This is a genomic window from Flavonifractor sp. An91 (assembly GCF_002159225.1).
Lineage (GTDB): Bacteria > Bacillota > Clostridia > Oscillospirales > Oscillospiraceae > Flavonifractor > Flavonifractor avicola.
This window is the reverse complement of sequence record NZ_NFHA01000023.1, coordinates 17,791-31,709: the sequence shown is the minus strand read 5'-3', so window position 1 is coordinate 31,709 and position 13,919 is coordinate 17,791. Positions and strand designations below refer to the sequence as shown.

Here is a 13,919-nt window from a genome sequence, read left to right as displayed (position 1 = left end):
ATATGATCAAGCATAACGGAAAATCACTCTGCGCCCTGCTGCTGGCCGTCCTGCTGACTCTGAATCTGTGTGCCTGCGGCGGCCAATCCCAGGAGTCTCCCGCTCCCAATGGGGAGACCGTTACCGACGGGGCGGGCCGGACCCTGGCCCTGCCGGAGGACCCGGCGGAGGAGAAGATTGCCTCGGTGTACGGCACGGCGGTGCCCTTCCTGGTGGCCCTGGGCCTGTCGGAGCAGGTGGTGGCGATCAATGCCAAGTCCTCCTTCTGGACCGACGCGGTACCCGCTCTGGACGAGGCGGGCACGGTGGGCCGGGGCGTGGTGGACCTGGAGGCTCTGGCGGCCAGCGGCGCCACCGTGCTGGTCCACCGGGCCAACGACAGTGAGACGGTGGAGGCGGTGGAGCGACTGGGCATCGATGTGGTGTGCATCTCCGGGGAGGACCTGGAGGGCATCTACCAGACCCTCCGGCTGCTGGGGACCTACTTTGGCCGGGAGGACCGGGCGGAGGAGGTCATCGCCTGGATGGAGGGCAAATTTGAGACCATCGACGAGATCGTGGCAGGCATCCCCCAGGAGGAGCGGGTCACCGCGCTAGTGATGGGCAGCGAGCCGGGCCGTATTGCCGGGGGAGATATGCTTCAGTCCTGGATGATCGAAAAGGCGGGGGGCATCAGTGTCTCCGCCCAGGTGACCAACGACAGCAACTGGATGAACGTGGGGGTGGAGACGGTGTTCTCCTGGAACCCCCAGTACCTCTTCTGTACCAGCTCGGCGGCTCTGGACTATACGCCGGAGGAGCTGCTTACCGATCCGGCCTGGAGCGCCCTGGCGGCGGTGGAGGCCGGGCGGGTGTACCATATTCCCGCCCGCATCGACACCTGGGATATGCCGGGGGTGGCCAGTGTGCTGGGTACCTTCTGGATGCTCCATACCATGTATCCGGATGCCTTCTCCACCCAGGAACTGGAGGCGGAGATTGAGGACTACTATACCTTCCTCTTCGGCCGCACCTTTGATGCGGACTACCTGGGGTATACGCTGACATGAGGGGACGGAAAAGAAATCCATGGCTCATCCCTCTGCTGGCGGTGCTGCTGCCGGTGGGGGCGGTGCTGGCGGTGTGTGTGGGAAAGTATCCGGTGACTCCCTGGGAAAGCCTGAGTGTATTGTGGGGGGCCCTGACCGGCGGCGGGTCCGCCGACCAGATGACCTCCAATGTGGTGCTGGGCCTGCGGGTTCCCCGCATCCTGGCCAGCATTCTGGTGGGAGGAGCCCTGTCGGTCTCCGGCGCGGCCTATCAGGGCGTGTTTCAAAACCCGCTGATCTCCCCGGACTTTCTGGGAGTGTCGGGGGGCGCCTGCGTGGGGGCGGCGGCGGCCATCCTCCTCTCCCTCACCAGCGGGTGGGTCCAGCTCTTCGCCTTTGCCGGCGGCCTGCTGGCGGTGGGGCTGACGGTGACCCTGCCCATGCTGCTGCGCAGCCGGGCCAACCTGATGCTGGTGCTCTCGGGCATCATCGTGGGGTCGGCCATGTCCTCCCTGCTGGGCTTTCTCAAATACACCGCCGACCCGGAGACCCAGCTGGCCGCCATCACCTACTGGGCCATGGGCGGCTTCAACTACCTGGCCCTGGAGGACCTGCTGCCCGCCCTGCCCTTCCTGCTTGTCCCGGCGGTGGTGCTCATCCTCATGGGCTGGCGTATTGACGTGCTGTCCATGGGAGAGACTGAAGCCCGGGCTCTGGGCCTGCCTGTGAGCGCGGTGCGGGGTACGGTGATCCTGTGCGCCACCCTTCTCACTGCCTCATCGGTGTGCTTGGCAGGTACCATCAGCTGGGTGGGCCTTACCATTCCACACCTGGGCCGGATGCTGGCGGAGCCGGGCCACACCAGGCTGCTGCCGGTGTCCGCCCTGCTGGGCGGCCTGTTCCTGCTGGTGGTGGACACCCTCACCCGCACCATCGGGGCGGAGGAGATGCCGGTGAGTATCCTCACCGGACTGGTGGGGGCCCCCTTCTACGGCTGGCTGCTGTGGCGGCAAAGGAGGGCGGGCCATGCTCTATGAAATCCATGATCTGAATTTTTCCTACCCCGGCGGTCCCCCGGTACTGGAGCAGGTATGTCTCACCTTGAAGGAGGGGGAGATTTTAACGGTGCTGGGCCCCAACGGCGCGGGCAAGAGCACCCTCCTCAACTGCATGATGGGCCTGCTGCCCACCCAGGCAGGAGCTGTCCGCCTGTGCGGGCGGGACATCACCGCCATGAGCGAGCGGGAGATCGCCAGGCTGGCGGGCTATGTGCCCCAGAACCACACCCCGGTCTTTGACTACTCCGTGCTGGAGTTTGTACTCATGGGCCGGGCGGCCCTCCTTTCACCCCTGGCCCGGCCGGGGCCGGAGGACCGGCGGGAGGCGGAAAAGGCACTGGAGGCCATGGGCTTATCCCATCTGGCCCACCGGCCCTACACCGGCATCAGCGGCGGCGAGCGGCAGCAGGCCACCGTGGCCCGGGCCATCGTCCGCCACCCCAAGGTGGTGCTCTTTGACGAGCCCACCGCCCACCTGGACTTCGGCAACCAGCTGCGGGTGCTGCGAATGGTCCGCCGTCTGTCGGAGGAGGGCTACGCCACGGTGGTCACCACCCACAATCCGGACCATGCCATCCTGCTGGGAGGGACGGCGGCAGTGCTGGACCGCCAGGGCTGTCTGCGCTCCGGACCGGCGGAGGAGCTGCTCACTGAGGAGCTGCTGCGGCAAATTTATGACACCCAGCTGCTGGTGCGCTACAGCCAGGAGCTGGGCCGGCGGGTGTGCCTCTACCCACCCCTTTAACAGGTACTCGTTCCAATTGGGATGAGAATAGAAAAGGAGAGATGGAAATGAAACGAATGACCGCATTGCTGCTGTCCCTCGCCATGCTGCTGGTGCTGTGCGCCTGCGGCGGGGAGACCGGAACGCCCGATACCCAGACTCCCGCCGGCACTACGCCGGTGGTGGAGAGCCCCCAGACCGGCGGGGAACCCACGGCGGAGGAAGTGAAGGGAGTTACCATTCCTTCCTTCACCATCAACGTGGGCGGCACCGACATCACCAACGAGACCATGGCGGAGTATCCGGTGTATCAGGTCCAGGCCACCTCGGTGAACAGCGCCGGGACCGAATCCACCTGCGTCTATGTGGGCTTTGCCCTGTCTGACGTGCTGGCCGCCGCCGGTGTGGAGAGCTACACCACCGTCACCGCCGCTGCCGACGACGGCTACGAGGTGGAGGTGGATCAGGCCACCGCCGCCGCACCTACCACATTGGTGGCCATCTCCAAGGACGGAGAGCAGTTCAAGAGCTCCCCCTGGTTTGCCCCTTGCTCCTCCGGCACCACCGGCGACTATCTGAAGGGCATGGTGGCCATTGCCGTGGACGGCGGCGAGACCCAGCAGCCCGCCCAGAGCGGGGAATCCGGCGGCGAGACAGGCGGCGTGCCCGAGATCCAGGACCGCACCGACAAGGTGGAGTTTGCGCCCTATTCCTTCCTGGTGAACGGCACGGAGGTGACCAACGACACCCTGGCGGGGTTGAGCATCTATAAGATTGATGCCACCGTTACCAACAGCGCCGGGGAGACTTCCACCTCTACCTACACCGGCTATCGGCTCAGTGATGTGCTGGCCGCCTGCGGCGCGGAGGGCTACACCAGCGTGAAGGCGGTGGCCAATGACGGCTACGAGACCGAGCTGGATCTGGAGAGCGCCGACAGCGAGTACACCCTGCTGGCCATTGAGAAGGACAAGGAGACCGGCGAGGAGGGCACCGTCTGGGTGGCTCCCTGCCTGGAGACCTCCTCCAAAGCCTACTGCAAGCTGGTGGTGGAGATCGTGGCCCAGTGATCTGGGACCAACAGGGCCGGGGGCGGAGTCTGCCCCCGGCCCTGGCCGGTCAAAGGAGGATGTGGAAATGAGAAGCAAGCGTGTGTGTGGGGCGGCGCTGGCCCTGTGCCTGTGCCTGTCCGGCTGCGCCGGAGATGGGCAGGCCAGCCTGCCGCCCCCGGAGCCCATGGGGGACAGCCCATTCGGGGTGGACAGCAACATCAATATGGAGACCATCGACCAGTATCTGGGCCGGGAGGACGTGGCCTACCGGGACGTGCGGCTGCTCTTCGATCCGGCCAACTACGGCGAGATAGGCGGAGAAGCCGACCTGACCCGCACCATCGAGGGCTTCCGCATTGTGCCCTATCCCTACCTGGCCACCCTCCAGACCCTGCCGGTGTCCGGCGGCTATGAGGGGGAGTGCCTCTATGAGGTGACCTGGGCGGAGGACGGCACCGTGGCCCAGGCCAGGCCCTTGTATGAGGAGTCGGAGCTGATCCTGGAGGAGCTGTTCCCCAAGGATCAGGCCATCTTCCTCATGTGCGGCGGCGGAGGCTACGCGGGCATGATGAAGGAGCTGCTGATCTACCTGGGCTGGGACCCGGAGCTGCTGTACAACGTGGGGGCCAACTGGACCTATACCGGCGACCACGCCCAGGAGCTGGTGATCTACCCCGAGGACGCCAATGGAGAGAAGATCTACGCCACCTGGCGGGCGGACTACGCCTACCTGGACTTTGACCGGCTCCATCCCCTGGAGGACGGAACATGAGGCGGGGGGCGGCGGCAGTGCTGGTCCTGCTGCTTCTGCTGTCCGGCTGCGGAGGCGGAGAAAACGTCCGGACGGAGGAGAAGTTTCCCACCTTCACCTTTACCCACTATGCATCCGGCGGGGCGGACAGTCAGGAGACGGCGGTGATCCTCTTTGAGCAGAGCAATTCCACCTTTACCAGCTATCAGGTGGCCTTCCCCTCCTGCACCTGCCGGGATTCCATCGTCAACTATATGTCGGTGGCCTATGTGGAGCTGCTCAACAACAAGGACGACCCGGAGGAGGCCGCCATCCGAGCCATCAGCTTTGGCAACAACCAGGGTTTATGGGGGGACAGCAACCCCAATTACTACATTGCCGAGTATACCGAGGAGTATATGGATGAGCATTTTGTCCAGATGCTGGTCAAGGCCACCAAGGCGGATCTGGACGCCTGGGAGGGCTACGGTACGCAGATCGCCGGGGTGGATGCCGACGCGGTCACCGGGGCCTCGGTGTCCACCGGCAACATCACCTCCATGCTCCAGGGGCTGTTTGCCTACCACACCGCCAAATATTATGGAGGTGGGGCGGAATGATCCTGCTGATTCAGGGTGAGATCGGCGTGGGCAAGACCACCCTGATCCGCCGCCTGTTGGGCGAGCGGCTCCCGGAGGCCCGGGGCTTCTGGACCCGCAAGGAGGCGGAGGGGGAGGGCTTTTCCATCTACATCCACCCAATGGGACAGCCGCCCCGGTACGGAGATGAGAACCGGGTGGGGCGGCGGCTGCCGGGACAGCCCCGGCGTGCCTTTCCGGAGGCCTTCCAGCGGGCGGCGGTGTGGCTGGAGGCCATCCCGACGGGGGGCGTAACGGTGCTGGACGAGCTGGGGGTACTGGAAGAGGAGGCCCCCCGCTTCCAGCAGGCGGTGGTGGAGTTGATGTGCCGCAGCAGTCTGGTCCTGGCCGCCGTCAAGCCGGCGAAAACGCCCTTCCTAAACCGAGTGCGCTCCCTGCCGGGGGCACGGCTATGCCTCATCACCCCAGATAACCGGGAAGAACTCCATCTCCGGCTGAGTGCGGAATTATCTTTCAACCCATAAGACAAAAAGCGGCCCGCCGCAGGTGCAACAGCCTGCGGCGGGCCTTTTTGAGGGAATGGTCCGTCTGTACGGACAAGATGAGGGGAGTAGGAGGGATCAGGAACGGGCAGAGCTCTGGCCCTGCTGCCAGTCCCGGTTGAAGCGGTGCTCGTCGATGACCAGCACAATGAGAGAGGAGACGATGGACACACCGGCGAAGATGATATAGGTATAGCGCAGGTTGCCGCCGGTGATGTTGGACACCACGCCATTGACCACGAAGGAGAGGGCGGAGACAGCGCCCTGGATGGGGAAGATCACGGAGTTGACCTTGCTGAAGCCCTGGCGGCCGTAGACGGAGGTAACCAGAGAGGTGGTGAAGTTGGCGGAGCCGCCGATGGACATACCGATCATGAAGATGGAGACGTAGACCAGGATGGTGTTCTCGGTGGCGTTGGCCAGCAGGGAGAGGGCGTACCAGATGCCGAAGAACACCATGGACTTTTTGGTACCCAGACGCTCGTCCATATAGCCTACGAAGAAGGAACCCACCAGGCCGATGCAGGCTACCAGGGAGAGGGTAAAGGTGGCCTGCTCACGGGTGAAGCCCAGCTCCATGTTGCGCAGCACCATCTGGGACACCACGCCCAGGGAGCAGATCTGGAACATACCGGTGGTGATGGCCACCAGCCAGGTCTCCTTGCAGCACAGCAGCTTCTTGGTGGTCCAGCCGCCGGTGTTGTCCTGGGGACCGTGATAATACTCGTTCTGATAGACCTCGTCGGACACGTTGTCGGGATTGAGGCCCCGCTCCTGAGGTGTGTTGCGCACGATGAGCAGACCCAGCACGCCCAGTACAATGCAGCAGACGGAGATGGGCAGCACGCCGTTGCCGATGCCCATGGTGCCCACCAGATAGGTAATCAGGGGAACGAAAGCCACGGAGGCCAGGTTATGGCCCATGGTGGTGTAACCCATGACGATGCCCTTTTTCTTGGGAAACCACTGGGTCACCAGGTCGCCGCCGGAGATGTAGCCCGCGGACATGACGCCGCCCACCACCACACACATACAGATGGTGTACATGGCCAGATTGACGGCGTTGCCCACGCCCCAGTAGGCGATACCGGCCAGGATCATACACACACCGGAGGTGACGCGGGCGCCGATGGCCCGGTTGACCTGGCCCACGATGATAAAGAAGATGACGCCCACCACACCGGCCACGGTGTTCATGGTGAGCACGGTGCCGCTGAGGATGCCGAACTTTTCCGCGATGGCGGGGGCGGTGACATTGGAGCCGCTGTTGACCATACCGGCGTACAGCCAGAACATGAACAGGCAGTAGAAAATGGTGACCCAGCCGTGAAGGCCGAAGTTGACCACAGAGGACTTGTTGCCGTCGTTTTACGCGCTTTCATCATCGTTACCTCCCGATCAGATCTGAGGGATACCCAACGCCTGCTGGGCGTTGCGGAAATAGAGCTGTTCCGTCTCTTCCTGGCTTAGGGGAAGCTGACCCAGGAAAGCCATCATATCTTCCAGGGACTCGTAGGGATAGTCGCTGGCGAAGAGGATGTGATCCATCCCCAGCACGTCCTTGGTGCACTGGAAGGCCTCCTTGGACATATTGCCGCTGGTGGTGACCCAGATGTTATTACGGAAATAATACCCCAGATCCTGCTTGCATTGAAGAGCGGGGTTGGGCAAAAATTTGATCCGGTTCTCGATCCGCTCCATCAGGAAGGGCAGGCCCTCACCCAGATGGCCCAGCACCAGCTTGAGCTGAGGTACCTCATCAAACAGGCCGGACACCACCATCCGCAGCAGGGTAGTCACCGTATCCACGGTAAAGCCCAAGCCGGGACCGGCAAAGGTGAAGCCGAAGCCCTCGTATCGCTGGCCCTTGGGCAGCTGGGGGTGGAGGTAGACGTAGACGCCCAGCTCCGCCGCCTTGCGGAACAGGGGGCGATAGCGGGGATCGTCAGCGGAAGTATCACCGTAGTTGGAGTGGGTATGCCAGCTGACAAAACCGTATTCCTTCACGCACCGCTCCAGCTCCTCCAGAGCGGCGTCCACATCCCCTACCGGCAGGATGGCGCTGCCGAGGAAACGGTCGGGATGGCGGCGGGTCAGCTGATACAGGGCGTCGTTGGTGGCCCGGCAGACGGCGATGCTGTCTGCAATGGGCAGTTCCTCCGCGCCGGGAGAACAGCTGAGGACAGCCTGGGAGATGCCCTGGCGGTCCATCAGTTCCAGCCGCTTCTCACCCACATCCAGCAGCTTCTGCAGCAGGACGCCCTGAGGCATGGTGATGTTGTCCGTCCAGTGGATGATGTCGGTTTTGGCGTCATAGCGGGGGGGCATGGTCCGGCTGGCCAACGCGTCTATCAGGCTTTGGTCATAAAAATGGTTTTCCAGGTCGATGCGTCTCATACCACATACCCTCTCATTGTAATAATATAAATGAATCATTCGGGAATAATTATTACTGTGGCTAGAGAGTATCATAACAATACCATACTGTCAAGTGTTATTCTGTTATTATCGCACGAAAAAAGGAAGAATATGTGTTTTAGACAAAAATGGGAGGAAAACCTTGTGCGGAATACTGGAACGCCCAGGGAAGCGGGGAGGGGTTCAGATTGGCTTGACATCATTTGGATAACGGGATAAACTAAGACTATCTGGTTTGGACGCTGTCTGCGGGGCAGCGTGATCTGCACGCAAGCGCCTCTACGATTCCGGGTCCGGCGGCGTGTACTGCCGGACGGAAGGGAGAAGTGCACATGGAGCATGAGGTCAGAGAAAAGATCCTGCGGACAGCGAAAGAAATTTTTCAGCAGGAAGGCTATAAAGGGACCACCATTAACAGCATTGCCAAACGGGCGGGCATATCGCCATCCACCATTTACCTCTATTTTCAGGGGAAGAAGGACCTGTTTCAGCAGTTGAATATTTCAGAGGACGAGGCCCTTCAGGACGTTTATAACGCAAATCGCGCCTCCATCCTTCAGACGGCGCTGATCCTGTTCGGGGAGCATGGCTACGACGGTGTGTCTATGGATATGATTGCCCGGGAGTCGGGCTATTCCAAGGCTTCGCTGTATCAGTATTTCAAAGACAAGGAGTCCCTCTATTCCGCAGTCATGCAGGAGACTCCCTTCCATTTCAATTTCCTGAGCATCCAGCCGGAGATGGGAGACTTTGACCTGGAGGCCGCCGTCAAGCGCATCGGCTTGGACTATCTGTCCATCTTCAACACGCCGGAGCGGACGGCTTTTACCCGGGCTATTATCCGGGACTCCAACCGCCACCCGGAGATCAGCAATATGTACCATAAAAACGGCATCGGTTATGTGGCCCGGTGCCTGGAGACGGTGCTCAAGCAGTATGCCGATCAGACCCGGCTGCGGGATGGGCTGGACCTCTATTTGGCGGCCAAGACATATGTAGGGTCTCTGTTCGGCTTTGCCATCCAGTACAAGATTGTGGTGGGCATCCAGCCCCAGTACACCGATGAACAGATCGTGGACACCCTGACGGGGATCTTCCTCAACGGAATTTTAAAATAAATAATAAATAACAGCCTCCCGGCATTGCCGGGAGGCTGTTATTTATTATTCACTCTTGATGGCTTCCAGGGCGGGTATGCGTACCGCCTTGTTGGCGGGATAATAGCCGGAGCCCAGGCCAATGAGAATGGAGAACAGGATAGCGAAGAGCAGCAGCCAGGGCGGGATCACCGAGACCCGGGTCACGGTCTCGCCGCCCACGATGGCGGGCAGGAGATTTTCCATGGATGGCCCCAGTGAGACCAGATTGATGGCCACCGAGGCGATAAAACTGATGACACAGCCGATCAGTCCGCCGATGAGGCCGATGGCCCCGGCCTCTGAGAGGAACATGATCCGGATGTCGGTGACGTAGCAGCCCAGGGACTTCATAATGCCGATCTCCCGGGTACGCTCCGAGATGGACATGATCATGGTATTGGTGATGCCCAGAGCGGCCACGAACAGGGAGATGGCGCCCAGACCGCCCAGCATCATTTGCTTCTGCCGGGCCTCCTTTTCCATGGGCTTGCGGATGCTCTCCATGGATTCGGTGGGATAGCCCATGGACTTGATCTCCCGCTCCACCGGTTCCACCTGATCGATGCTTTTGACCTTGACCATGATGGAGTCATAGGCCGGCTTTTTGCCCTTGCGGCCCTGGGTCTTTTCCATCAGCTTCAGCAGGTCGGGCATATTGAGCAGAATCCCTTCGGAGGTTTCACTGCCTTTGGAGTAGTCTTCCTTTACCGCGCCTACCGGGTTAAAGGGCAGGGTTATTTTCCCATTCTGAGTTTCGATTTCCATGGTTATGGGCTGCTTCAGCGGGTCCAGATAGGGGGGCGGAGGGTCCACGGGCTTGCCGGTGTCGTCAAATTCGCCGGTCCAGCGGTCGATCATGTTGCGGCCCTCCGGGCGCAGGGTGTCCTTGAAGCTGTAGGCCAGATATTGGCCGGTCAGGATCTCGCCCTCCCGCTTAGGCAGGACGCCGGCAGTGAGATGATAACCCATCTGCTCCATTGCGGCGGTATCCACGCCCACTACCGTGGTCCAATCGGCGATATAGCGTTTTCCTGTTCCAGTGATGAGACGAATGGAGTCCGCCTCCAGGGACAGCTTGGGGGTGAGGGCCTCCACGCCGGGCAGGGCCTTCAGCCGCCGCAGCAGCGGGTCGTCCAGCTTGACCTTGCCCCGGCCGCCCTGGGGGGCGTTGACCGTGATGATGGTCAGATCACCCATCTCCGCCAGTGTCCTGTCCTGGGCCTCCTTCATGCCGATGCCCAGAGAGACCATGATGACGATGGAACAGCAGCCGATGAGGACGCCCAGCACGGTGAGGAAGGTACGGGATTTGCGGCGCATTAGGTTTTGCAGGCAGATGCGCAGCATATCTTTTTGCTTCATGGCTTATTCCCCCTCGTTGGAAGGCGGGGTATCATCCCAGTCGTCCCAGCTGTTTTCTTCGGTTTTGCCGCCCTTTTTCTTTTTCCAGATCAGCAGTCCTCCGCCGCCGACCAGCACCACCGCTCCGGCGGCCAGTCCCACAGTCATCCAGGGGAACCCGCCTTCGTCCATGTCGGGATCAAAGTCGTCGGGGAAATCCTCCGGCGGCGGGGGAGCGGTCACATGGAGGGTGACAGGGAATTCCCGGGTCTGGACCTGCTGGTCGGCGTTTTCGTAGGTGATCTTCAGCACCACCTTCACGTCTCCCTCGGTGTTAGGGGTAAGAGCAAAGCCAATGTTGCCGTTAGCGCCTGCGGTGACGTTGCCCAGGTACTGGGTGCGGGCGGGGGTATCCACCCCTTCGCCCTCCACCGTGGCCTCCAGATTGGCCAGATCATCCTTGCCTTTGTTGACATAAGTCAGCAGCAGCTCGGTCTCCTCCCCCATGGATACCGTTTCCGGCACGGAGGGGGCGTTGATCTGGAAGCGGTCGGGCTGGTAGACGGGGATGGACAGCTTTACGTCGGAGCTGGCCTGGGTGCGCTTCTCACCGTCCACATATTCATATTTGAAGGAGAGGGTCAGGCCCTGCGCGCCGCTTTTGCCGGTGGGTACGGCCCGCATGGGGATCTCCTGACTCTGGCTGGCCCCGGCGGCAAGAGCCTTGTAGAAATAGGTGTTGGTGCTGGCGTCCATGGTGAAGGTCTCTCCGCCGTCCACGGTGACTACCACGTTGGAGATGGGCACGGCGCCGGTGTTCTCAAAGGTAAAGTTCAGAGGGAAGGCGCTGCCGGAGGGTACGGAACTCTCGCCGTAGGAATAGCTGCGTACCACCACATTGGGCACGGAGGCATCCGACTTGGAGGAGGCGTTGGCAGCGATGTTCACTTTGTCGGAGGAAGTGGCCTGGGTCATGGTTTCGCCGTTGTCATAGAGGTACTTCAGTTCGGTGTTCAGGGACTGGTTGGTGGAGGAGAGATCCTTGGTAGCCTGTACCTTGACGGAGATGGAGGTGCTTTTTCCCGGGGCCAGATCAGGCAGCAGGAAGGTGGAAGTGGGGTCCATCAGGATCAGGGACTCGGAGGTGGTGACAGACACCACCGGTTTGACCAGGGACGTGGTGCCGGCGTTCTGGAAGGTGAGGGTGACCGGCAGAGTCTCACCGGCGGAGATAGGCTTGCCTGTGGCCGAGCGGGTGACCAGCACCACCGGCTGGGGCACAGTCTCTTTGGCTTGGGTGGGTACCACCACTTTGTCGGACACCGAGGCCTGGGTCATCATGCCGCCGTTGTCATAGCCGTATTTCAGCTCGGTGCTCAGAGTCTGGCTGGTACTGCTGTTGCCCCGGGCCACCTGGATCTGTACATCCAGGGTAGCGGTTTTGCCCGGCTGGATGTCAGGCAGCAGGAAGGTAGCGGCGTCGTTGAGGATCATCAGGGACTCGGAGGGAGTGACAGCCACAACAGGCTTGACCAGCGGGGTGGAGCTGGTGTTCTGGAAACGGAGGGTGATGGTTGCGGTCTCATCCACGGCCAGAGGATGGGGCAGGGTGGAGCGGGTGACCAGCACCACCGGCTGAGGCACGCTCTCCCGGCCGATGGCGGGGATGGAAATCTTGTCGGTAACATTGCCCTGAACGGTGGAGACGTTGTTGTAGTAGTTGAACTTCAGATCCACCCCCAGAGACTGGGCGGGGGAGGAGATAGCGCTGGCGCCCTTGATCGTGATCTCCAAGCTGACACTCTTTTTTCCGGCAATGTCCGCCAGGGGGAAAGAAGAAGTGCCGCTCTCCAGCAGAAGACCATCGGAGGGGGTAAAGGTGACTACAGGGGATTTCAGCTTAGTGTTGCTCAGGTTTTGGAAGGTGACCTTCAGCTTGACCTCCTGCCCGGATTCAATGGGCTTCTCCAGTTCGCTGCGGGAGACCAGCACCATGGGGGCGGGGGCGGGATCAGGGGCGGAGGGAGGCTCTGGAACATTGGTGGGCGCTTCATATACCACCGCTTCGGTAATGGTAACCTCCAGCGTCTGATAGGAACTGGCATCGCCAGCGGTACCCACCTGGAGCTTCAGACTTTGGCCAACTCCCTTGTAAGTCAGGCCGGTGAGCCGGACGGCATAGACCAGAGGGGCGGAGTCAGAGGAGGTCTTTTCCACCGAGAGGGAGCCGCCGGTAAAGCTGTCGTCCAGCTTTGTAATGTCCAGGGTTTTGGGATCGCCGGCCCCGGTGCCGTCGCCGGTATCCTTGACGGACACGGTGATGTTGACCGTATTGCCTTTGCTGATGCTGCCCACCGAGCGGCCGGAGGAATCGGTGACCTGGTAGCCGGTGATGTACAGATTGCTGCCCTCGGCGGCAAAGACTGCGGGCAGTGTCGCCGCCAGCATGGCCAGCAGCAGGAGCAGAGAAACGCCGGTGCGGAATAGGTTATGTTTCATGGGAAGATCTCTCCTTTGGATTGACTTTGTTGCTGACGATCTCGCCGTCGATGAGGGTGACGATCCGATTGGCGTAGGCCGCCATTTCCGGATCGTGGGTGACCAGAATGATGGTCTGGTGGTAGTCACGGGCAAAGGTGCAGATCATGTTCATGATCTCTACCGTGGTTTTGGAGTCCAGGTTGCCGGTGGGCTCGTCGGCAAAGACCACGTCGGGCCGGGCAATAAAGGCCCGGGCGATGCCCGCACGCTGCTGCTGACCGCCCGACATTTGGCGGGGAAAGTGGTCCAGCCGGTGGGCCAGCCCTACCCGGGTGAGTAGCTTGCGGGCGGCGGCCTCCCGCTGGGCTTTGGGTACCCCCCGGAACATCAGGGGGAGGGCCACATTTTCTGTGGCGGTCAGATTGGGCAGCAGGTTGTAGGATTGGAACACAAAGCCCAGATGCTGCTGCCGGAAGGCTGCCAGCTGGTTCTCGTTCAGCCGGGAGATGGGTACCCCGCCGATGAGGACCTCCCCACGGGTGGGCTTCTCCATACCGGCCAGCTGGTTGAGGAGGGTACTTTTGCCCGAGCCGGAGGTGCCGAAGATGCAGCAGATCTCCCCACGGGACACGCTTAAATTGATGCGCTTGAGTGCCACCACCGTCTCGTCGCCGATGGGGTACTCTTTGCGGACATTTTTCACTTCAATGATGGGGCGGCTGCGCAAATCAGGCCCATTCATAGGTGTTGCCCCCTTTCTGAATGGGAGTATACCCGACCACTCTTTATCCCTCGTGTGGGTTTGTT

Annotated in this window: 13 protein-coding genes; 8 read left to right on the top strand and 5 right to left on the bottom strand. The window is 61.5% G+C overall.

Annotated elements, in window-relative coordinates; all coding sequences use genetic code 11:
- Window positions 1-2 precede the first annotated feature (2 nt).
- From B5G42_RS12640 to B5G42_RS12610, 7 genes are all read left to right on the top strand, one after another.
- The gene (locus B5G42_RS12640; protein ID WP_087271031.1) at window positions 3-1,049 is read left to right on the top strand and encodes an ABC transporter substrate-binding protein; all 1,047 of its coding nucleotides are present in this window, start codon (window positions 3-5) and stop codon (window positions 1,047-1,049) included.
- Entirely contained in the window at window positions 1,046-2,065 is a 1,020-nt protein-coding gene (locus B5G42_RS12635) for a FecCD family ABC transporter permease (protein ID WP_087271028.1), read from the top strand. The genes B5G42_RS12640 and B5G42_RS12635 overlap by 4 nt, the downstream gene beginning before the upstream one ends.
- The gene (locus tag B5G42_RS12630; protein ID WP_087271025.1) at window positions 2,055-2,831 is read left to right on the top strand and encodes an ABC transporter ATP-binding protein; all 777 of its coding nucleotides are present in this window, start codon (window positions 2,055-2,057) and stop codon (window positions 2,829-2,831) included. The genes B5G42_RS12635 and B5G42_RS12630 overlap by 11 nt, the downstream gene beginning before the upstream one ends.
- A gap of 47 nt (window positions 2,832-2,878) precedes the next feature.
- Entirely contained in the window at window positions 2,879-3,880 is a 1,002-nt protein-coding gene (locus B5G42_RS12625; RefSeq protein WP_087271022.1) for a hypothetical protein, read from the top strand.
- Window positions 3,881-3,947: 67 nt separating this feature from the next.
- Complete coding sequence (locus tag B5G42_RS12620) at window positions 3,948-4,634, top strand: hypothetical protein (protein ID WP_087271019.1); 687 nt, start codon at window positions 3,948-3,950, stop codon at window positions 4,632-4,634.
- Window positions 4,631-5,212: a hypothetical protein gene (locus B5G42_RS12615; protein WP_087271016.1), complete on the top strand. Its 582-nt coding sequence runs from the start codon at window positions 4,631-4,633 to the stop codon at window positions 5,210-5,212. Before B5G42_RS12620 ends, B5G42_RS12615 begins: the two co-directional genes overlap by 4 nt.
- Window positions 5,209-5,715, top strand: a complete 507-nt coding sequence (locus B5G42_RS12610; protein ID WP_087271013.1) for a nucleoside-triphosphatase — start codon at window positions 5,209-5,211, stop codon at window positions 5,713-5,715. The genes B5G42_RS12615 and B5G42_RS12610 overlap by 4 nt, the downstream gene beginning before the upstream one ends.
- Window positions 5,716-5,811: 96 nt before the next feature.
- On the opposite strand, the gene B5G42_RS12605 is transcribed toward B5G42_RS12610, so the two are convergent.
- Both B5G42_RS12605 and B5G42_RS12600 read right to left on the bottom strand, forming a co-directional pair.
- Entirely contained in the window at window positions 5,812-7,080 is a 1,269-nt protein-coding gene (locus B5G42_RS12605; protein WP_087271010.1) for an MFS transporter, read from the bottom strand.
- Window positions 7,081-7,131: 51 nt separating this feature from the next.
- Window positions 7,132-8,130 carry an amidohydrolase family protein gene (locus B5G42_RS12600; protein ID WP_087187517.1) on the bottom strand — a complete coding sequence of 333 codons (999 nt, stop codon included), beginning with the start codon at window positions 8,128-8,130 and terminating at the stop codon, window positions 7,132-7,134.
- Window positions 8,131-8,483: 353 nt separating this feature from the next.
- On the opposite strand from B5G42_RS12600, the gene B5G42_RS12595 reads away from it, so the two are divergent.
- The gene (locus B5G42_RS12595; protein WP_087187516.1) at window positions 8,484-9,269 is read left to right on the top strand and encodes a TetR/AcrR family transcriptional regulator; all 786 of its coding nucleotides are present in this window, start codon (window positions 8,484-8,486) and stop codon (window positions 9,267-9,269) included.
- Window positions 9,270-9,314: 45 nt separating this feature from the next.
- Here the strand turns inward: B5G42_RS12595 and B5G42_RS12590 are convergent, their stop codons facing one another.
- From B5G42_RS12590 to B5G42_RS12580, 3 genes are read right to left on the bottom strand one after another with little or no spacing between them, the layout of a single operon-like run.
- A complete protein-coding gene (locus tag B5G42_RS12590; protein WP_087271007.1) occupies window positions 9,315-10,652 on the bottom strand; it encodes an ABC transporter permease in 1,338 nt (445 codons plus the stop codon).
- A gap of 3 nt (window positions 10,653-10,655) precedes the next feature.
- Window positions 10,656-13,130, bottom strand: coding sequence for a COG1361 S-layer family protein (locus B5G42_RS12585; protein ID WP_087271004.1), 2,475 nt, complete (start codon window positions 13,128-13,130; stop codon window positions 10,656-10,658).
- Window positions 13,120-13,854, bottom strand: coding sequence for an ABC transporter ATP-binding protein (locus tag B5G42_RS12580; protein WP_087187513.1), 735 nt, complete (start codon window positions 13,852-13,854; stop codon window positions 13,120-13,122). Before B5G42_RS12580 ends, B5G42_RS12585 begins: the two co-directional genes overlap by 11 nt.
- Between the last annotated feature and the right edge of the window lie 65 nt (window positions 13,855-13,919).

Coding starts and splice junctions, on each gene's coding strand:
- B5G42_RS12640 (WP_087271031.1), top strand. CDS start 3: ATGATCAAGCATAACGGAAAATCACTCTGCGCCCTGCTGCTGGCCGTC.
- B5G42_RS12635 (WP_087271028.1), top strand. CDS start 1,046: ATGAGGGGACGGAAAAGAAATCCATGGCTCATCCCTCTGCTGGCGGTG.
- B5G42_RS12630 (WP_087271025.1), top strand. CDS start 2,055: ATGCTCTATGAAATCCATGATCTGAATTTTTCCTACCCCGGCGGTCCC.
- B5G42_RS12625 (WP_087271022.1), top strand. CDS start 2,879: ATGAAACGAATGACCGCATTGCTGCTGTCCCTCGCCATGCTGCTGGTG.
- B5G42_RS12620 (WP_087271019.1), top strand. CDS start 3,948: ATGAGAAGCAAGCGTGTGTGTGGGGCGGCGCTGGCCCTGTGCCTGTGC.
- B5G42_RS12615 (WP_087271016.1), top strand. CDS start 4,631: ATGAGGCGGGGGGCGGCGGCAGTGCTGGTCCTGCTGCTTCTGCTGTCC.
- B5G42_RS12610 (WP_087271013.1), top strand. CDS start 5,209: ATGATCCTGCTGATTCAGGGTGAGATCGGCGTGGGCAAGACCACCCTG.
- B5G42_RS12600 (WP_087187517.1), bottom strand. CDS start 8,130: ATGAGACGCATCGACCTGGAAAACCATTTTTATGACCAAAGCCTGATA.
- B5G42_RS12595 (WP_087187516.1), top strand. CDS start 8,484: ATGGAGCATGAGGTCAGAGAAAAGATCCTGCGGACAGCGAAAGAAATT.
- B5G42_RS12590 (WP_087271007.1), bottom strand. CDS start 10,652: ATGAAGCAAAAAGATATGCTGCGCATCTGCCTGCAAAACCTAATGCGC.
- B5G42_RS12585 (WP_087271004.1), bottom strand. CDS start 13,130: ATGAAACATAACCTATTCCGCACCGGCGTTTCTCTGCTCCTGCTGCTG.
- B5G42_RS12580 (WP_087187513.1), bottom strand. CDS start 13,854: ATGAATGGGCCTGATTTGCGCAGCCGCCCCATCATTGAAGTGAAAAAT.